This window comes from Nostoc sp. DedQUE09, assembly GCF_034530915.1.
GTDB lineage: Bacteria > Cyanobacteriota > Cyanobacteriia > Cyanobacteriales > Nostocaceae > Nostoc.
This window is the reverse complement of record NZ_JAVRCE010000001.1, coordinates 21370-42881: the sequence shown is the minus strand read 5'-3', so window position 1 is coordinate 42881 and position 21512 is coordinate 21370. Positions and strand designations below refer to the sequence as shown.

Annotated in this window: 14 protein-coding genes and 1 pseudogene; 2 read left to right on the top strand and 13 right to left on the bottom strand. The window is 38.4% G+C overall.

Going from position 1 to position 21512, the window contains the following annotated elements:
- The first annotated feature begins 12 nt into the window (after positions 1-12).
- Positions 13-2328 (top strand): hypothetical protein, encoded by a 2316-nt coding sequence (locus RMY27_RS00170; protein ID WP_322659348.1) that lies wholly within the window; start codon positions 13-15, stop codon positions 2326-2328.
- Here RMY27_RS00170 and RMY27_RS00165 read toward each other — a convergent pair.
- From RMY27_RS00165 to RMY27_RS00140, 6 genes and pseudogenes are all read right to left on the bottom strand, one after another.
- The gene (locus RMY27_RS00165; RefSeq protein ID WP_322659346.1) at positions 2303-3148 is read right to left on the bottom strand and encodes a class I SAM-dependent methyltransferase; all 846 of its coding nucleotides are present in this window, start codon (positions 3146-3148) and stop codon (positions 2303-2305) included. The two genes, RMY27_RS00170 and RMY27_RS00165, sit on opposite strands and share 26 nt — an antisense overlap.
- 57 nt (positions 3149-3205) lie before the next feature.
- Positions 3206-4408: an FtsW/RodA/SpoVE family cell cycle protein gene (locus tag RMY27_RS00160; protein WP_322659345.1), complete on the bottom strand. Its 1203-nt coding sequence runs from the start codon at positions 4406-4408 to the stop codon at positions 3206-3208.
- An 849-nt stretch (positions 4409-5257) separates the two neighbouring features.
- Positions 5258-5464 carry a phycobilisome linker polypeptide gene (locus RMY27_RS00155; RefSeq protein WP_322659343.1) on the bottom strand — a complete coding sequence of 69 codons (207 nt, stop codon included), beginning with the start codon at positions 5462-5464 and terminating at the stop codon, positions 5258-5260.
- A gap of 222 nt (positions 5465-5686) precedes the next feature.
- Entirely contained in the window at positions 5687-6175 is a 489-nt protein-coding gene (gene apcB / locus RMY27_RS00150) for an allophycocyanin subunit beta (RefSeq protein ID WP_100899351.1), read from the bottom strand.
- Positions 6176-6232: 57 nt separating this feature from the next.
- A complete protein-coding gene (gene apcA / locus RMY27_RS00145) occupies positions 6233-6721 on the bottom strand; it encodes an allophycocyanin subunit alpha (protein WP_322659342.1) in 489 nt (162 codons plus the stop codon).
- 398 nt (positions 6722-7119) lie between these two features.
- Positions 7120-10413 (bottom strand): annotated as a pseudogene (locus RMY27_RS00140) (phycobilisome rod-core linker polypeptide); the annotation flags it as partial.
- Between the two features lie 1118 nt (positions 10414-11531).
- Here RMY27_RS00140 and RMY27_RS00135 point away from each other — a divergent pair.
- A complete protein-coding gene (locus RMY27_RS00135) occupies positions 11532-12656 on the top strand; it encodes a glycoside hydrolase family 2 TIM barrel-domain containing protein (RefSeq protein ID WP_322659338.1) in 1125 nt (374 codons plus the stop codon).
- A 350-nt stretch (positions 12657-13006) separates the two neighbouring features.
- Here the strand turns inward: RMY27_RS00135 and RMY27_RS00130 are convergent, their stop codons facing one another.
- The 7 genes from RMY27_RS00130 to RMY27_RS00100 form a co-directional block, all read right to left on the bottom strand.
- Complete coding sequence (locus RMY27_RS00130; RefSeq protein ID WP_322659336.1) at positions 13007-14125, bottom strand: glycosyltransferase family 2 protein; 1119 nt, start codon at positions 14123-14125, stop codon at positions 13007-13009.
- 40 nt (positions 14126-14165) lie between these two features.
- Positions 14166-15218, bottom strand: coding sequence for a glycosyltransferase (locus tag RMY27_RS00125; protein WP_322659334.1), 1053 nt, complete (start codon positions 15216-15218; stop codon positions 14166-14168).
- Between the two features lie 234 nt (positions 15219-15452).
- Complete coding sequence (locus RMY27_RS00120) at positions 15453-16190, bottom strand: glycosyltransferase family 2 protein (RefSeq protein ID WP_322659332.1); 738 nt, start codon at positions 16188-16190, stop codon at positions 15453-15455.
- A gap of 25 nt (positions 16191-16215) precedes the next feature.
- Positions 16216-17574 carry a hypothetical protein gene (locus RMY27_RS00115; protein ID WP_322659330.1) on the bottom strand — a complete coding sequence of 453 codons (1359 nt, stop codon included), beginning with the start codon at positions 17572-17574 and terminating at the stop codon, positions 16216-16218.
- Positions 17575-17670: 96 nt separating this feature from the next.
- A complete protein-coding gene (locus tag RMY27_RS00110) occupies positions 17671-18945 on the bottom strand; it encodes a glycosyltransferase family 4 protein (RefSeq protein WP_322659327.1) in 1275 nt (424 codons plus the stop codon).
- 38 nt (positions 18946-18983) lie between these two features.
- On the bottom strand, positions 18984-19901 hold the full coding sequence (locus RMY27_RS00105; RefSeq protein WP_322659326.1) for a glycosyltransferase family 2 protein: 918 nt from the start codon (positions 19899-19901) through the stop codon (positions 18984-18986).
- Between the two features lie 281 nt (positions 19902-20182).
- Positions 20183-21487: a glycosyltransferase family 4 protein gene (locus tag RMY27_RS00100; protein ID WP_322659323.1), complete on the bottom strand. Its 1305-nt coding sequence runs from the start codon at positions 21485-21487 to the stop codon at positions 20183-20185.
- Positions 21488-21512: the final 25 nt, after the last annotated feature.

Here is a 21512-nt window from a genome sequence, read left to right as displayed (position 1 = left end):
GGAATCAATGACATGCAAGCTAAATTCAATCCACTGCAAGTTATTATCAACCCACCTGGAATTCAATTTGGGATGCCAGGAGATACGATTGAACTCTATATTGTTGTAATTAATCAGGGAAATCAAAGTGCGGTTATTGACTTATATTTTGTTTTTGACGAAGTATTTCAAAATTTAACTGGTTGGTCTAGTTCTCCGAGAGAAAGTTTAGCATTAGCTCCAGGGCAAAATAGTGACGAAGTAAGATTTGAGTTTCAAATCGCCGCAAATGCTCTCGTAGAAACCGCAGGAACCTATGACTATACACTAGTCGTAGATTCTCCTCTACATTATCCTCAAGACACTCCCATAACGTTCCGAAACGAAATAAAGGTTCTGCAAAAAGAACAGACCGCAATTCGGGTGAACGACCCGACATTTTTCATTAGACCTAACACCAACCCCAACAAGCAGCTGATTTTCAATTTTAGTGAGCCTTTGCAAGTCGAGGTGATAGTTGATAATCGCTCTAATCGCGTAGATAGATTCCGCTTGAGTTGCACAGATTTAGACGATGATTGGTTCACAATTAAGTATCCTGCAACTGGATTTGAGGGGCCAGGATTAGTGTCTGACGTGACTGCACTAGAACTCAATCCTGGTACGCAAGGTCAAATATTGTTAAAATTTCACCCACCTGGGGATACTCTTGCGGGAAGCTATTCGCCGACAATCCGCTTGTATTCAGAAAACTCTCCAGATTTAGTACTGCTGGATTTGGTGTATATCCAAATTCCGACAAATTATCGCTTAGATGTAGAATTTAATACCATCTTAGGACAAGTTATCCGTAGTCTTGGTAAGTACGAATTATCACTAGCTAACCAGGGCAATATTGTCCGTGAACTGATATTAAACTTAAAAAGTCGAGACGAAGAAGAACTATATACTTACAAATTTGATCCGACTGAAGTTAGATTATTACCTAATAGAAGTGCTGTGACTAATTTGACCGTAAAACCCAAACCTTGGTGGCGACAACCGTGGTTTGGTGCAGGGCTAGTGGTCAACTTTCAACTCGATATCAAAGACCAACAAAATTTACCTCTACCGAACACACTGCCTCAAGGAACTTTGATATGGAAACCCCGTCCTTGGTGGCAATTTCTTCTGTTAATTTTGGCAATTTTGGGATTATTGGGAGGGATAGGATTTATCATTTGGCGAATTTTAAACCCCGAACCTTTGAGATTAGAAAATTTTAGTGCAAATGACTCTCAAATTACTGAAGGTGATGAGGTAGCTTTAAACTGGGAAATTCATCAATATAAACAGTTAAAAAAGTTAGTTTTGACGGCTAAAGGTTCCCAACCTATTCAGCCTATTACTTATGACTTTAGCAATGACATTCCTGAAACACTGGGTAAAGGAAGTGCTAATGAAATTCCTCCCTGCCAGGTACAAGATAAACAAGAGTTAATTTGTAGCAACGTAAAAACTGGAGTGAAAACAAAAGGTAATTACACTTTTGAGTTACAAGCCTTTTATCGCAATGGTATACAAATATTTTCCCGAAATAACCAATTAGCAACGCAAACTACCCAGGTAGAAATTGCGGAAAAACCAATTGCATCAGTAATTGCTTTTCAGCTAGATAAGCCACAGTATACAAAAGGCGAAAATATTCTTTTTAGTTGGACAATTGCACGTCCATTATTGCTGTCACAACTACAGGTTGTTGGCAATGCAGATGATGGTACATCTTATGGTGAACCAGTTACTTACAAATTTAATCAAGGCAATATTACAGACCCTAAACTAAAAAAACTATGTATACAACAAAATCAACAACTGCAATGTAAAAATCTTCCTTTATTAGCCAATAAAGTGGGAAATTTTGCATTTGAAATTAAAGCTGTTTCTAACAATGGAAGCGACAAAACTAGTTCTAAAAAAACTGAATCCAAAATTCAAATATTACCCAAACCATTTAAGATTGTCTATTTCAAAATCAACGGTAGTGAACAACCAAACTTGGTTCTCGATGAAGGAACATCTGCTATTCTGAGTTGGAGAGTAGAGGGAGAAAATATTCAGGTTAAACTTCTACCATACGGCAATGACGTTCCAGCAATTGGTTCAACGAAGTTTCCAGTCAATCAAGCCTTCCCCGCTCAAATCGGACTGCTAGTCAATGATCTATCTGGTAAGCAACAACCCCAGCAAAGAGGATTTGCAATCACAGTCCTCAAAAAAGTAGAGCCTACTCCTATACCTGGCATTAACCCAATTCCACCTACTCTGCCACCTAGCAATAGCCCATTTAAGGCTCCCTTACCTCAGAGGTAACTTTTTGGGCAATATGAAAAGCAGAGATATATGAAAGTTGCAGACTGCCTCCAAAATCATCTTCTATACAACGCCTCAATCCTAAAAATAAAGATTCTTTAGTTTCTAAATCTAATTTTATGTATGGCGAGTAAGTGTTCAAAAGTGTTAAATATTTATCCACAGTGTAGGTTAAATCTGATATAACTTGTCCTGTTCTCAACTTTTGGAATTGCCCCGAATCAATGGCCATATTTCCTAATTGTCTCAAGATATATTCTTGAGTTTTTTGGTCTTCATATCGGTCAAGAGATGGAGTATGTAGTTGATAGACTTGCGATAAACTTTGGTATATTTCGTAGCTGGGTTGAAGTTCCTTATTCCACAATAAAATTAGGTTGCCATTTTCTTTTAGGGCATTTGCTGCTTTTGGATATCCAACTTCTGGTGATATCCAATGAAAAGAACTCGCTGCTAAAACGGCATCAAATTCAAGTGCCTTGAGTTCCCACTCTTCAAAGGATGTGTTCTGTATCTCTACATTGGTATACGGCTGACAATTCTGTTGAGCTAACCGGAAAAAATCTGGATTGGGTTCTAAGCAGATTATAGAGCAACCCAATTGAGCGATGCCTACTGTTGCAGTTCCAGGGCCACATCCCACTTCCAGAATTTTTGAGTTAGTGGAGAGTTGGGCAAGTTCCACAACTTGGTGAATCAAATCTTGAGGATAACGTGGTCTTGCCTGATTGTAAGCTTCTGCTGCCGGAGAATACCAATGTTTACGCTGTTCGAGGTCTGTACTGGAGTAGCTGATTATTGCTTGTTTTAAGTCTTCCATAATCTATTCAATTCCTGCAAAGAGCATAAAACTTTGTCTGTTGTGGCTTTTGCTAGCTCAATTCCTGGTTTTATGAAAAGTTCGGCGTCTGCGCCCATTTTCAAGCAGAGGTTTTCGCAACGGTACTACCTCAGCTTCACTACTCTCGCGTGCTACCCGAACCAACAACCCAGCAGCTATTAAGCTGGCAATCATAGAATTACCACCATAACTAAACATGGGTAAAGGTAAACCAGTAGTCGGTAGAGAACCTGTAGCAACACCGATGTGGAGCAATGATTGTCCCACCATCAAAGTCGTCACACCGATCGCGACTAATCTATGTACTATATTTTTAGCCTTTAGCGCCACAACTAATCCGAGGGTAGCGAATGTAGCTAAAAGTACCAACAACACCATACTGCCAACAAAGCCAAATTCTTCAGCGAACACTGCAAAAATAAAATCGGTATCTTGAATTGGTAAATAAAATAGCTTTTGTTGAGAAAGCCCATATCCAGCTCCCCAAGTTTTACCAGAACCCACAGCTAGTAGACTTTGCACCAACTGGTAGCCATCTCCTGTAGCATCAGCCCAAGGATTGAGGAATGACATCACCCGCTTACGCTGATACTCTTTAATACTAATACTGAGTAATGCCAACATTACTCCACCAATTGCTGTTCCTCCCAGGTACTTGTAAGATAAGCCTGCTGCTAAAGCAATTAGCCAGATAGTCATGCCGCAAAGTGCCGTTGTACTCAAGTTAGGCTGGGCAAGAATTCCTAAAAGTACCAAACCAAAAACGCCCAACCAAGCGAAGCGAACCCGCCAACTAATTCGTTCCCATTGACCAAAAAGCCGCGCACTTTGCAACACCAAAAAGGGTTTAATTAGTTCTGAAGGTTGAATCGGAATTGGCCCGATCGCAATCCAACGCGCTGCATCAAAAGCCTTTTTTCCCAATCCTGGGATCAGTGTGACAAAAATTAACCCCAAAAACAGCAACAAAAACCAATGGGATAATCCCAAAATTTTCTGCAACGGCGAATTAACAATAATATTGAATCCGATTAAGGAAACTAAGACCCAAAGCAGTTGACGCTTAAAGTAGTACAACCCATCATCATAACGACCATCAGCGACAGGATAAGATGCTGAAAATAGCATCACTAAGCCGACGAACAGCCAAATCAACGTTAACCAGCGCAACAACCGCGCTTCTAATGCCCAGTTGGAGACTGAACTATCAAAAATTGGAATCAGGCGGCGTAGATTCACGATTGGTACAGGTAAAAAGTTAGAAATTAGGAGTTAAAAATAAAACTCATAAATCATAACTTATAACTCATAAGTAGGCTTGACAACCATAAATCTTAGAGTTGTTAACTTCAATAGACCACTAGTTCAATACTTCTGACAAATTGTAACCTTGCTACTTAGTAATAAAGTAACTTTTTATACTAAAAAATCAGAATTTCTCTAGTTAAGAGCGATCGCTCAAAAATTGGCTGAAAGTATTTAATTAATTAAACTAAATCATTTCACGCAATTAAGTGCTTGTTTGTTTATAAATAGAGGAATTTCAATCCAGAACTCAGTTTCTTGCCCAGGTTAGCTCTTCCTCAATATCCTAAATACTCTAATGCTTATACTCAACATTTCTTTTGAAACTGCCCTACTGTATTAATAAGGCTCGATGAGGTTGTGAGTCTTGATAGTTCTTTAAAAGATAGCTATCTACTAAAGGACTATCCAATACGGTTCGGTTAAAGGGGAAAGGGGAAAGGGGAAAGGTTTTGAATACATCCTTTACCCTTTACCCGCAAACCCATTCCCCAGACCACAAGGAAAGTGAAAAATGCTTATCCGAACCGTATTGAAGGACTATCAAGTATGCAGGGGGTCAATCTTGTTAGGTACGGAAGTGGCCAAGAACTAGGTTATCAGTACGAAGTTGCCCTAGATGCTGAGTGGAAGAAGTACTTTAGAAACGTTAACAAGCTTGATTAAGATTACCTTGTTTCTATATGACTTAATTAACAGATTTTTTATCCTATCAATTCTCAACAAAAAAGAGGTCTTTACCGACCTCTTACCAATTCCCTAAAATAATATTCTATTTACAGATTACGACAAGCCAGTATTAGCGCCTTGCTTACCAGTTGCCAGTTCCACCTTGATAATTGTGCCACCCGCTTTTTGAATACGTTGCTGTTCGCGGAACCAGTTTTCATAAGGAACTAGCTTAGTGAAGTAAGTATTTTGCAGTTCGCGTTGGGTACGAACTCGGGTTTGGCTGGGAACTAGAGCAGTAATTTTAAACAAACGGGACATATTTTGAAAATCTCCTTTATACCTTGTGAAAACTTTTTTATTTCAAAATTTTGAGTGCAAATCTTTTAATCATTCAAAGGCTGGAAATCAAACATCAATACTAGACCACCAACACTCATCACTGATAATTTACCAAGATAAGCAATATAACGTTCTAGCACTCACGGTTGATTTCCAGACCTTAATAAAGCCGCACCTAAATTCTTAAGCGCAAACTAGTTCTTAGCTTAAGCCAGAGGAGATATAGTCTAAGTAAACGCCCATTTCCTTACCAGCATCAGAACCTACCAAACTGGCGGTTACTTCTTTGATTGCTTGGATAGCTTGTACGGTAGCACCGACGGGAACGCCCAAGGAGTTGTAGGTTTCCTTCAAACCATTGAGCACACGCTCATCTAGGATGGAAGGATCGCCAGCCAACATGGCATAGGTAGCATAGCGGAGGTAGTAGTCCAAATCGCGGATGCAAGCAGCATAGCGGCGAGTGGTGTACATATTGCCGCCTGGACGGGTGATGTCAGAGTATAGCAAAGATTTTGCTACAGCTTCTTTGACGATCGCAGCAGCGTTAGCGCTGATGGTGCTAGCAGCACGTACTCGCAGTTCGCCAGTGGCGAAGTAGCCTTTTAGCTTTTGTAAAGCAGAAGAGTCTAGGTATTTACCTTGAACGTCTGCGGAGTTAATGACAGCGGTAATTGCGTCTTGAGCCATGTTGTTAATTCCTTATTTCCAACCGTATTGCAATATCAGTAGGTAAACAGCTTCACCCTATCCTAGAAGAGCGCCAACTAAGTAGTCGAAGTAGCCACTAGCTTCACTAGCGTCATCACCAGAGAGCAATGCCGAAGCTCCATTCTTCAGCCCACGGATACCTTCAGCAACACCATCGATAGGAGTTCCCAAGGACTTGTACAGTTCACGGGCACCAATAACACCAATTTCTTCGATGGGGGTGACATCACCAGCAACGATACCGTAGGTAACGAGGCGGAGGTAATAATCTAGGTCGCGCAGACAAGTAGCAGTCAGTTCTTGACCGTAAGCGTTACCACCAGGAGACACAACATCAGGACGCTTTTGGAACAGTTGATCGCCAGCTTGCTTAACGAGCCGTTCGCGATTTTCTGACAAAACTTGAGCAATCCGCACACGGCGCTCACCACTTGCAACAAAGGACTTGATCCGATCTAACTCACCAGGGCTGAGGTAGCGGGCTTCTGCATCAGCATTCACGATAGCTTTCGTGACAATACTCATTAATGGATTCCTCCAATACGAATGAAACCAGGATTTAATTAAACTGGTGCGACTTTGAGTTTGGTTTACTGAGTTTGTTTTTTCGTTCTTTTAGACACAACAGTTTCACAACTGCTACGGCTAAAAAATTACGAGTTTGCTTGAGTCAACATAAGTACACAAGCTTTCAAACTCAGTTACCTTCCGCAAAACATTTTCCGGCATTCTGTTGAGCATTTATGACTGCTCTTAATACTTTGTAATATTGCTTTTCAGAATTTACTGTTTTAACTGCAATCTGAGAGCGGTATTACAAAAGGTTAAGAAGGGGACAGGGGAAAGGTTACAGGGGACAGAGAACAGTAAATAATCTGTACCCTATTCCCTAATTCCCTACTCCCTACTCCTTAATCAACCGCGACACTGCCGAGGTAGTTACCTACTGGCAAAGATGGGAAGCGGTTGTAAGGTACAACATCTTCACCAAAGTAGCGGTTATATTCTGGACTTTCGACTATTGCTTCTACAGCAGCTGACAAACCACTATCGACTAGCAGCTTGTTATATTGGTCAATTTCTTCCTGAGTTGCGGGTGTACGCCCCAACAGATGACGGAAGAGGAACTCAATGACCTTGGCATGAGGATAAGGTGATAAGAAGCGCTGGCGATAGATTTGGGAACTAGCTAGTTCACGCACAAACTCCCGGACGGTAATTTCACCATTTTGAAGTTTGCTATCTAAATCAGTGCGACGGAAATTCTCAGGCACTTCACCACTAAATACATCCAATACTTGACGATAAATGGCGTTGATTGCCTGTTGTTTTTCGTCTTGGTTGGTGTTTTCTGTTAGACGGTAAATGCGCGCATGTTTACGCACACCTATTTCCACGGTTTGTCCACTAGCATCGTTGTAGGAACGGCCCAGTTCAGCAAAGGATGGCTGACCATTTGTTTGTGCTGCGATATCTGCGATCGCCTGTAGCACAAGCGGTGTATCGTTACTAACTCCGACACGGGCTTGTACTGGCTTAAAGCTTGGTACAACCACGTCATCGTTTTGCTTGGTAAGCTGGTTGTAAAGCTTCTCCGTATTCGGGAAGTTTGCCGCAGGTAGGGTCGGGAAGCGACGGTAAGGAACCGTATCTTCACCAAATACTTGGTTATATTCCACACTATCTACCAAAGCACCAATAAAGGCACGAATACCTTGAGTAGCCAAAATCTGGTTATACTTGCGGATTTCTGCTTGGTCTAGTGGCGCACGTCCCAAGAAGTGTTTGGTTCCCAACTCAATCACTTTGGTGTTGGGGTAAGGTGTGTAAAACTCTTTCAGGTAGAGGTTAGAGTAACCCAAACCTTCAATAAATTCCTTCACACTAATTTCGCCATTCCCCAGCTTGCTTTCCCATTTGGTAAATTCGTTTTTGGCGATGTAGGGTGCAATATCCCGCTCAAATATCTGACGATAGGCAGCGCTAATCAAAGTTTTGACTGCAACTTTGTCACTGGTATTGGCCACCAGCTTGAAGATTTTGGTCTGTTCCCGTTGCTTGCTGACACCTTGGTTAATGCGGAACTGAATATCTGGTTCTGACCGCTTTTCTGTCACTGTACCCAGTGTCACAAAGCTTGGTGTTACCTCTTTCTGGACTTTCGCGGCAATATCATCACGAATGCTACCAACACGTAATTGTCGCCCGGCTACACCACCAGGAGTCAGATACCGTTCGTAAGGAATTGTATCTTCACCAAAGGCTTCGCTGTATTCTACGCTGTTAATAATGGCATCAACCACCGCGTAAAAGCCCTGTTTCGAAGCAATATCAAAGTACTTGTTGATTTCTTGACGACCATAAGTCGGACGACCCAACAAGCGACGGTGAATATACTCGATCGCTTTACAAACATACAGCGATGACCAGTACAGATTGCGGAATACATCCGACTTAGCTAAAGCACGAATAAATTCCCGTACCGAGATATCGCCGTTTTCCAGCTTGATTTCCAATACCTTCGGGCGCTGACCTTCGTAAAGATCGCGACCGAAAACTTGCAGGTAAGCAGCTTTAATCACTGCTTGCGTGGAGCTTTCGGAGAATCTAACACTAGAACCTTTGGCAGCCTTTCTACCAATAGTACCAGGTAGCTGATCTAGCTTGAACACCTTGGGTCCAAGGGTACCAGGAGCTGCACCTCGCGCTCTGGGATTACTATTTTGGTTATTAATCCCTGCTCCTTGGTGAATCAGGATGCGCTTGGTATCCTTACTAAAAGGAGCCGGATTGGTACTGGGGTTGCGAGTTTCTTTCGGGAAAATCGCCCCAAACTGAATTTCCAAGGGGTCATTACCAGAACCGTAAGGATGTTGATCTGGTAGCGGTTGCTCGTAAGCTGCAAATGTGGTGAGGAACTGAGGTATCTTGCGGAAAGGCGCACTGTAGTTAAACAGGTCTTGCTGCGGTCCCCAGTTGCGACATTCTTGTGCTTCTTGACCCAGACCCCGCAGGTAGGGTACTGTTTCTTCACCAAAATAGTCGCCGTATTCAGCAGAATCTACTAAGGCATCTACTAAGGCTGGTAGACCACCATTAGAAATAATCGAGAAGTATTTTTGTACTTCTTCGCGGCTACTTGGCCCCCGTCCTAAAATGTGACGGAAAGCTAATTCGATGACTCGGCTGTTAATAAAAGGCTGGTAAAACTGTTTTTGGTAAAGAGGAGATTTAGCTAAACGACGGACAAACTCTTTCATAGAGATGTCGCCATTCTTCACCTTGGATTCTAGGTCAGATATGGACAAGCTATAAGCACGGCTAATGTCGCGCTCAAAGATTTGTCGATATGTGGCCTTGATTACCTCATTTTTTTCGCTACTTGATAACCCAGTCTTCATCACAAACTTGGGACGACGTTCTGAGGCATTGAAGTAGATTTGCGGCAGTTGTAACCCTTGCTGGTCGCTAGAGGGGCGTTGGCGCAATTTATTTGAAGGTGTGGCTGCTTTGAATTCTGTTAACAAAACATCCATATACTGAGACACAATTTCTGTCGCCTCAGCATCGTTGCGGAAAAATGAAAGTGCTCCGGCTTTGATTTCCTGTAAAGCTACTAGCGTTGCTTCTCCAGAGCAGGCATTTTCAATGATTTCCCGCAAACCCCTTGTATTCACCGCTATGATGTTGGGGTCGCCAGCAACGATCGCATAAGTAGCGTAGCGCAAGAACCAGGATAAATCCCGCAAGCTCTTGGCCATGTTGCTTGGGCCGTATCGAGCAATGTTAATTGGTCTGAAACCTGGAGGTGTCGGGCCACTGGGGGATGAGTTAAATATTGAGCGTAAATTTTCTAGGAACCCACCACGACTTTCAACGTAGGTTACAGTTCCCAGTTGCATCCCTTGTTGAACATTAGCACCAGCACTAACAGGTACTATTTCTACTTCTCTGGGCTTTTCTAAAAAAGCCATTGGCGAACCACCAACAAAAATGCGGTTGGCAGCGCGAGACACAATAATCTCGGCATTGTCCGTCAGCGTCTGAGAAATTTGTAGACGCTTTGCGCCAGATGCAAAATAGCTTGCTAGTTCGTTTAGTTCACCATTTGCCAAGAAGCGGTCTTGCTGCTCCGCTTGGGTAATTGTGGATACAGTTAGGGTTTGATATAGTTGCGGACGCGCAACCGAGCTTCCACCACTCGCCTTAACACTCATCGGATTTCTAAAACTCCCATCATAAGCGTTTATATGTTAAGTCTGGATTGTTTTGAGGCTTGACACATCGGTGTGTCTATGCTTTATGAGCTTGAGAGTGTTGCCTGCAAAACTGCCAGTAAATTAACCCAGTTAGCTTTTAGATTAGAACGTTTTGCGTTCTCAAGGCGGATTTATTAAGAAGTATGTAGAACCTGTATCTTAAATGTCTCCAGTCTTAAAAGTGTATACTCCAGTTTGTCTGAGATTAAGTCTAAGTTTTGTAACTAAGTAGTAGGTTGGGAAATGCCTACTGATTTCTCTTTTATTTAAACGCAGATGCGCTTCGCCTTGCAGCATGGTAGGGGTGCAGAGACTAAGTGCAAAGACACGCAGAGAATTTGCTACGAATAAATTAAATAATATACTTAGTCGTCGGCTAGTAGTTATTAGTCAATTTTAAGTTATTTTTACTACTGAGAAATTTATATTACCAACTGACACTACACGGGAAGTAATTCTTAATTTGTGGTGGTTTAATCTGCAAATAGTCAGTAGTTACATTCAGGGTAAATACCAAAAATAAAAGTTTTAAATTTAACTATTGTTCAATGCTAACTTATCTGCGATCGCAATTATTTTTGCTGTCACTTCGGCAAATGCGCTTCCAAAGAAAATATCAGCACCGTTGTCAAGTGAGCAAAGACTAGACTTCAAATACCAACTCTGGTATACAACAGTGAAGCCCACCACTACGACGACACTAAAGATAAATTTATAAATTTATACTTTTATATTAATGTCCCTTCTTAAAAAGGGGCAGTGACTAAAGAAAGCATAACTGTTAGTGGTAGGTCGCTTCAAATTCACTACAAAAAATGCTAACGCAGTGAAACTGTTACAAGATATTTAGAATTATAAATATTGCCAATGATTTTCATAGAACCAGCATATATCACCAAAGGTGGACGTGACCAGTTTTATCGCGGACAAACGTTTGCTTACATCGCTACTGAGGGATGAGATAGGTACTCAAACGTCCTTGAATAAGTTGCAATGGTTTATAGATAATACCAAATATTGCCAAATCAATCAATGTGATGTTTAATTAAGCTTGTTCTTAAATTTAATATTTGATAATGATAACGCGACGTAAATTTATAGCTTTAATTCCTGGTTTTGTAGTAGCTAGTACTAGCAGCATACTTGTAAGTTTAAATCCTAATAAATATTTAACTAATCGGAAACGAAGTTTACCCTTTTTCTTAGGATGGTATGACAATATCAATAATATAGATGTACCAATCAAAGTATCTTCTAAAGGAATTGACTTATTAATGCCCTATGTTGAAAAAGAGAGCAATGCAAAAATCCAGGCATTTTTAGATGCTTCTAAAAAAACACCAATAAAAATTCTGCTTGAGATTCCTCGTAATTTAATCAAATCAGAAAATATTTCAGGAGTGAAAGACTTTATTCGTACTTATAAAAACCATCCCTCCGTTTATGCTTGGTATCTTTATGATGAACCAGAAATGAAACAACCTAGACCAATTTCTCCAAATTTGTTAAAAAAGGTATACAAAGCTATTAAGGAAGAAGATAAATCAAAGCCAGTGGCATTAGTTTTTCACAAAATAGAAAAAATTGAACCTTACAGCGATGCAATGGATATACTGATGTGGGATTGTTATCCTTGTAAATACGGTGTTGGAGAATTTCAATGGGTATCATTTTACCGAAAAGCACTCTACGATGTCATTTCCCTTGCTAATGTTAAAAACAAAAAGTTTTGGAACGTAATACAAGCTTATAGCGGAAATCAGACTGATTTTCGATTACCAACAAAGTTAGAATTTCGCTATATGTTTTATTTATCAGTCCTTACAGGGGCTGATGGGTTGCTATTTTGGATACACTATCTCTCTTCACCTTCCTGGAATGAGTCAGTTTTGTATCCTACTATTAAAGAATTCCGAGATTACATTCCTGCAATCGTTGGGGGAGAAGATTTAAGTAATCCAGTACAAGTGAATAACTCAAATATAGAAGTTAAATTATTCCCTATTCCTAATACTACAAAATATTTAATTATAGCTGTTAATCACACTTCGACCCAAATAAATTTCGTAGTAAAACTGGCTCAAAGTTTAGCTGGTAAAGTAGTTACTTTTAATGAAAAAACTATTAATAATCTATTTCCTAATGCAAGTTTTAGTACTCGTTTAAATCCTTATGAAGTAAAGGTGTATAAAATTGTATAAGTTTAGGATGAGTTAGTGATTGCGTAATGCATCTAGATGTAGTCTTTGAGGAGCATCCCACTTTTTTGCTTGTCATTGCGAGCGCAACAAAGTGGAATGTGGCAATCCCATCAACTTGTTAATATTGAAGATTGTGGGATTGCTTCGTCGTTCCTCCTTGCAATGACAATATTATTCTTTTGATGTGAAATAAAAACCGGGATGCTCCCTAGTGGTCTGTCAGCTTTGAATTGACAACCCTGACAGACTACTAGTCTTTGTGTCTCAACCCAATCTACATAGATTGCAATTTAATTAGTCGTTGCTACTAATTGATATTTAATAGCATAATTAAACCTCCTAAATATTAATCACCAATTACTCAATTTCAAAATTTTGTGGCGAAATAATTGATACCCATAGCCAGAAAAATGAGCAAGTGGCATACTCAATAAAGTAATTCCGCACAAAAACCAACGGCTAAAGAATGACGGAACTTTATCTTCCATACCTCGCCAAATTTCCGAATTAAAGCTTTCCCAGTATTGCCAAGTAACTCGTAGACTCTCCAAAAAAGGTAAAATTAAACCTATTATAATTAATAATTCTATCGGCAGACCCAGCTTAGGAAATAGTAAATCAACAATCAGCAGTAAAATTACAGTAGATATAAATATAAAAGGTAGCAAACCTCTCAACTGGAATTGTATGTTGTGTTTTGTACTTGTTAAATAGCGACCTCTACCATAATTTAAATATTGAATAAGCAAGGAATTCCAGCTTTTTCGAGGGTAGTACCAGACGCGAATTTTGCAGTCTATGTAGATTGCTTGTGCATTTTTATCAAGTAGTCTTTCATTTAATCCCGCATCTTGATTAGTAATTTGTCTTGTATCAAATACATTTTTTAATCTCAAATTCAATTCAAAATCTTCATTAGGAGTTGAGTTGACATTATATCCTTGTAACTCTAGTAAAGTCTTTTTCCAGAAACACCCTAAATAAACTGTATCAGCATAACCTGTATAGTTAGAATTTCTATATTTAGCTCCACCATTACCAAGAAAACTTTTTGATGCAAGGGCAACACCAGCTTGGAAAGAAGTTTGTGCAACAAAACGCTGTGCTCCACCCACATTAAGAGCTTTTGATTTCAGCAAAGCCTCTACACATTTTTCAATATAGTCAGGTGCATAATCCGAATGGGCATCAAGTCTAATAAAAACATCACCTATAGATTCAAACAACATTAAATTAAGAGCAGCCGATTGTTTTTTTTCTGGATTGTGTCTTAACTTAACTCGTGCGTCTTCATTTGATAGGTTTTTGACTATTTCTTGAGTGCCATCATTACTCCCACCATCAGCAACAAATATTTCTATTATATTTGGGTAATTACTGGCTAAAATTACACGTACGACTTGTTCTATTTTTGCAGATTCGTTGTAGGCAGGGATAGCGACAGAAACAGTAGGTAATGTATTATACATGGCTGTATTAACTCTTATATAGCAAAAATAAAAATGTATTTTATAGCGTTTCTTGCAAGGTTTTTGAAAGATAAGCTTCTGAATGATTTTCTTGGAAGTATCTTATTGCTTCCCAATAGCGGGTTTCGTAATCATTTATGTCCATACTAAATAAATCATGGATACATTTTGACATTGAGCTTTCGTCATTAAAATCAGTAAAAAAGACAAAACTTAGACCTTTTAGATATGAAAATGTAGGAATATCATTAAGAATTAAAAGCTTTCCATAACTCAAAGCCTCTGCCACCACACCACTTTGAGTTGAAAATGAGTAGGGAATTACAACAAAGTGGCTCAAACCAAGTAAGAAGCTTTTTGAGCTATTTGAAATGAAACCAGGAAATCTAATTATTAGTTTTTCATCATAGTTTACTTGTACGTTTCTCTCACTTCCAGCTCGAATAAATCTGGTTTGTTTTGGATAATCTTTATTAATAATGTTTGCTAAAGATAAAAATCCTTGAGGATTTTTATCTTTAGCAACTCGACCTAACAATAAAAAAGTTTTTTCATCACCCCAACTAAACTTAAGTTGCGCTAATTTTTTTTGTAAAATATCTTCTGAGATAGAAATAAATGATAAGTTTACCTTGTAAAGTTTATCGTTATTAACGAAGTCTTTTGCTTTTAAAAACGCTTCATTGCTAGGCAATAGTATCTTATCTGCAATATAGCCAAATAATAAATGATACAAAAACACAAAATATGCTTTTACAGGGTTAATTCTTCCTTTTTCATATTTAGGCTCATGCATTAAATAAGAAATTTCTAAGTTTTTATTTAAAATTTTACTAGTTGTCTTTAAAATGAAAGCTAGTATTAAATAATCTAACTGAATTAAAAAGAAAAATATTGATATTTTTTCTTCATTATTTAGGCTAACTAACTGTTTTATTAACAACCAGCTTTCTGGATAATTGAGGTAATACACGTAATTAACAGAATAACTATTTACATCAGAACCAGTATTTAGTGTCATTGCTTTGTAAAAAGATTCTGAACAATGATGCACTCTAGGATTTTTAGGTCTAAAAAGATATATTAAATGCATAATTCACAACTTGATAAAAATGTGGTTACTTCTAGAAGAACTATTGAATGTGACTAACGTATTAAGAAGTACTCGTTGCCGTAACAAGTAGAACGGCTTCAGTAATTCACATTATGTCATTGCGAATGAAACGAAGTGTAATGTAGGCAAAGCGTTACGGAAGGGTAGCAATTGCAAGGGCTTTACCTTGATTTTACTCTCTCTAGAGTGATTGAAGAGGGTTATTTAATTGATTCACTTTTTTAATGCAAAAGGTGAGTCAATTTTTAGATAACCCTTTAGCATGATTAATGTATTCAAAATGCCAATTATCAATTTTTCATGTATTTTATTAGCGTAAATCAAACGTATTTGTGAATGTTCACTAATTCTCTTTTGAGTTTGGCTAGAAATACCTCCAGGTTCGCGTATTGATATTACTGTAGGTAAATAAAAGATTGTTATATTTTTGAGCATTCGCAGAAATAACTCGTAATCCATAGAAATTTTGAGAGATTCATTGTATTTGTAATTCTTATGTAGAGAAGTTTCACAGAAAAAACCCTGGTGTGGTAAAAACATAAAGTATTTTAAAAACTTCGATGACAGTTGCGGTGGACGATAAAATATGGTTTCTCCAGCAAAACTTGTAGTGACTGTGACACCAATAGCACATTTCCATTTATGTTGCATATAGCTTTGCACAACTTCAGAAATCACTGTTTTGGAAAAGAATACATCTCCAGAGTTTAAGAAGAAAATTAAATCCCCCTTACTTTTTTGCAAACCTTTATTAAATGCGCTAGATATACCATTATCTAATTCTGACAAATAAATGTAATTTTTAGAATGGGTATATGAATCTAAAAACTCTTTACTTCCATCATCAGAATCTCCATCAATAACAATATGCTCTATTATTTTATAGTCTTGTTCTTTGACTGATTGTAAGGTTTTTTGTAATCCTTGGTAATTATTTTTGGATATCGTCACTATCGATACTTGGCAATTATTCATATTAGTTATGATTAAGTAGGTTTAATACAAACTGATAAAAAAGGTAAAAATATTCACTGATTGGTGTAGTTAGCGGTTCACCATTCCAAAAAGTTAGGTAACTTTGAGGAACTGTGATACTAACAAAAAAGTAAATCATCCTGAAAAGAATTGCCAATAGAAATATAAAAGTATCATAGCTATAGGCACCATTAAGTTTGTCTGAAGAGAGAGCGATAATATAAAAAAAACCAGGTATGCAAAAAAAGATACTGGTAATTCTCAAATTAAATCCATACGTTAAAGACCCGAAATAAAGTAAAAAAAGTAAAAAGAATGTTGTAATCCATCTTATATATCTTCTATTTGTTTTGCCATATACTCTATTTATTTTGCTTAGATCGGTTCTCAAGATAAATATAGAGATAATAGTATAATCAAGAATAGGGCGTATTTGATTTTTAATCTTATCTCCAAAACTGTAATTATCACCGCCACCGCCATAAATATCGATTCTCTGAGATACAGAACCATCAAAAGATGACAATGAACTTGTCAAATCTAGCAGTGATTTCATTATTACTGATGAAAATAAAAGTATCGAGACAAAACAAATAATAATACTAAATCTATTATTAAAATATTTAGAAAACGATTTGAATAGATTTAATGCATTAATAAATTTATACTTGAATAGTCCAGGTAATATGCCAAAAATATATATTAAAGAAGATTTGTGTGTCCAATAGCCGACATATATACAAAGACAAGCAATCACAAAATTATCAACATAGATAGCAGGTATTATAAATATCCATGAATAAATTTGTCTCATCCAAAATAGTTGAAAATAGTATCCTTGAGTCGTTACATTAATTAATATGATTAAGGGATAAAAATCAGGCATAAAGAGCATAGAAAAAACGGTGAAAGCCGTATTCATGCTCAAAGATTGAAGGAATAAAAAACTTAGTTGACTAGGCCCTATCAATACACTCAAATATTTAGGCAAAATGAAAGAGACTGGTTCTAGTTCGATATCTGGAATAGTCAACCCTGTTTCTTTCTGAAGCGAAGAATAAATATCAAGATATACAATTGTATCTCGAAATGGCTCAAAGCTGGCTATATATGTAGTAATTGTAAATAAAACTAGTAAAATGGGAAATATATTAAGTACACGTTTTTGGTTTCCTACTATTTGATTTTGGGAAATATTAATTTGGCAATATGCAAGTATAAAAACTACACCTAATAACGGAATAATAGCCCAAATAGCTAGACCAAATATCACAATAAAATTTTTAAAATTGCCAAACAAAGAAAAACAATTATGTATTGAATGGATCTTATTTTTTTCTAAAATAACTTTTAGAAGCATAATTTTTAGATATTTATTACTTATTATGCTAAATTCGTCTGTAAAACAGTTTGAGAGCTTTGCTGTGCAATAGTAACAGCTATTATTTTTAGCGTTTTATTTATGACTCACCTTTTTTTGTATATTCATCGCTTCCTTATAAACCGCAACGTACTGCTGTGCGATCCGAACTGGGTCAAACATATATTCTGCATGACGACGAGCTGCTAAACTAACAGATTTACTTTCCTTTTGTTGTTGTAAAACCCATTGAATTCCTGTTGCTAAATCTTCTGCTTCGTATGGTTGTGCCAAATAGCCTGACACCCTATGCTGAATTAAATCAGGCATTCCCCCAATTTTGAAGGCAACAGTAGGAGTACCACAGGCTATTGCTTCAACAACTGTATTCGGTAAGTTATCTTGTCTAGAAGGTGCAACAAAAACATCAGCAGCAGAATAGAGTAAAGCGAGAGAAATATCATCAGCAAGATGTCCTGTGTATCGAACTGGGAAACCCAATTTAGGAACTTGTCGCGGACGTGACTGCCCAAAAATTACTATTTCAATTTCTATATCTTTTGACTTTTGATTTTCCAGAAAACTGGTAGCTTGTAGTAATAAATCAATACCTTTACGAGGATCATTTGTTCCGCCTAAGGCACCAAATAAAATTAACGATCGCTGTTGAGGTAAATTCAAAAGCTGTCGTGCTAATGTTTTTTCAATCGGACGAAAGCTATCTAAATCTAAGGGATTTGGTATTACTGAGACAGGACAATCTGCCATCAATGCACTATTGCGAACGCAATCTGCTAGCCAGTTACTAGGACAAACAATATGGAAAGGATATTTCCAGTTACGTTGCTTGCGTTCCCAAGTCCAACGATTTAAATCGAAACCAGACTCGTCCTGTGGACGATTGTTTGCTCGATAACCCTCACGCCAGCGGGCATTAAGTCCATCATTTGTATAGTGTTCTGCTCCACAAAATGCCCACATATCGTGAAACGTCCACACTATCGGTTTACGAATCTGACCAATTTCACTAATGGATAAAGTCTCTGCACCAACCCAATGAAGATTTATCACATCTGCATCAGAGGCATGAAAAGATTTTACCCAATTAGAAGGAAGAAGTCCAGCCGAATAACGCGTTGGATCAGAACTTTTGATAGTTTTTTTGGCTAATAAACCAATACCTGTGCGAATTTCTGTTGTTATTCGTCCGATTTTTAATGAATTACCTCTAACTGTTGGATCGTCAGAAATTTTTGACAAAACTTGCATCCGAGAGTCTATTTCTGTCTGTAACAGACAACGGTGAATCCGGTAAGCTGCACGAGCTGCACCTCCAGATAAATCAGAATAACTAGTATGAATAATTTGCATAAGTAGATTCAATGGTTAAACATTAACAGTTCGACAAATTATTTTAAATTTTTGAATGTTTTTCTGAGTTTTCTCTGGACACGTTTCAAGAGACTTGGCATATAAACATTTTCTCTTGTGAAACGATCGGCTTGGCGATCTGGGATAATAAAGGGCGGATGTTGTAATGGAAATTGCACGGCTTGTGTCGGAACATTGGAGCGTGGATCGCCTCGATCTGTTGTATTGGTTCCATCCAGATCGAATCCCAGATTGCTAATCAAATTAACTGTGGGGATAATGCTCAAGGCATTTTGTAACCAGGAACAGAGCATCCATTGATAGTCCCAAGTGTCAAAACCATCATAGGTAGATTGGAATTGGTTTTGCCAAAATTGGACTTCTCTGGAATCTCTGAGAATGTCTTGCAGCCAACCCTCGTCACGAATGGTTAACCACTTTTTCATTTCTAGATCGTAATGTTGCCATGCCCTACGCCAGGTTGCCCATCCCCATGTTCGGGCATAAATCGAAAAGTAATAGCTATCCTGAGTCTGCCGATTTCTAGGATTGCCCAAGGGGGTATTATCTCCAGAAATTGTCATAACCCGCTCATCATGACGGTAATACCTCAATAATTCTTCGCAATAGGGAAAAAATGTCGGATGAGGTAAACAGTCGTCTTCCAGAAGAATAGCTTCTTCAACGATGTCAAATACCCAAGAAAAAGCAGTAGCTTCCCGCTGCTTCATTCCCATATTGATGTCAGAATAATTGGTTAAGACTTCGCAGGGCCAGTCTACGCGATCGATTATCGATCGCGTTTCAGCACATTTTTCGGACTCTCCTATTCGATTTACACGAGGCCCATCCGCTGCAACTAAGAGCATAGGTGGACGCGCTTGGCGAATTGCCTCAAACACTTTTGCGGTTCTATCTGGGCGATTGAAAATGATGAACGCAACTGGAGTTTGCATTTTGACAATACCTTTCTTCCTGAAAAATGTTAATAATAACTTGTGCTGTATAGCCTTTACCGCTTGAGTGAGGTAAAATAATCACATTAAAATTGAGGTTTTACAATCGCACCGCTTTGAGCTTGTAATATCTCAGAAAAGTATCGCCAGTGCCTTGTCTCATCCATAAAGATGTGACGACCGAAAGCGGCTCCTATTTCTGGCCGGGTATCAAATTCTTGTTGCATTTTGCGATAAAAATAGTTATTCAGAAAAGCCGATTGGTCTATCTCACAGCTTTACTAATTTGGCAAATCTTGGTTTAGTAGAAAGCTTCGCATTTGCTGTCCAATTGATTCAAGGGAAAAGTACCGCTCTACCCGTTCTCTAGCTCGTCTGCCTAATTCTTTAGCCCAAACCTCATTATCTAAAATGGACTCTAGAGCAGCAGCCAAAGCTTCAACATTATCAATCGGAACAATTAACCCGCCTGACATTTCACCTGATTCAAAAATTTCTGGAATACCCTGAACATTTGTAGCAACTACAGGTAGGCTGCTTGCCATTGCTTCAAGGGGAGCAACTGGAAAGCCTTCATGCCGAGAAGGTAAAGTGTAAACATCCGCAGCTGAGAGATAACGTTGAATTGCATTGCGATCGCGAATATACTCATTGATCCAAACAATATCTCTCAAGTTTTCACGAACAATCTTTTGTTGCAAACTTGGAGCATCTGTGCCAGTGCCTACCAGTAAAAGACGCAATGTTTGGTCAGGTCGTCTGTGACATATTTTTTTCCATGCATCTAGTAAAACATCAAGCCCTTTTTTCTTGATTTCAATTCTCCCATGATAAATTATTACCTTTGCCTCTAAAGGAATACCTAATTCAGTTTTGATTGTCTCACAGTCAAATCTTCGCCAGTTCGTGGTATCTATCGGATTGAAAATGCGTGATACCTTTTTGAGGGTAACCCAGTACTTGTTATGGACAATTTGAGCCTCAGTTTGTGACGCAATAATTAAGCCTTGGCATAAATGCAATGCAACCAAACGTGTAGGCAGTTCTAGAAAACTGCTTGGTTCAATTCCCCCTTGAAAAGTTGCAAAGACAGGTAATTGCATCATGCGCCCTAAAAAAACACAAACATCGAAACTGGGATTATGATAATCCTGAAACAGGATAGCACAGCAGTTTTCCTGCTTTAGTTCCTGCTTTATTAAAGCGACTGGCAAAACAAAATAGGAATCCAAACTCTTGATTAGCCGATTAGCTATTTTGTTAAGTAGTTTGAATTTAGGGAACACAAACCGGGCAGCAATTTTGCGAAAGGCTTGATGTAACCTCGGTGCAGGTAAAATGCAAACAGTCGCACCTGTAGGTTCATGTCTGAATTTTAATACCTCATTTACACGACCGGAAACGAAGAACAGAACTGTTTGCACCTCTACAAGCTTTAAAGCGTCAATGTAATTGAACATCCAAGTACCTGTTTGTTCTGTACGAAGTGTTTCAAAGGATACGTTTATGGTGTCATAATAGTCTTCAAATAGAGCGCCACAAGGCATTAGAGCAATAGTCGCTGATTGTTGAAGAGTATGTGTCATAAAGAAACAATATAATTGTAGAATA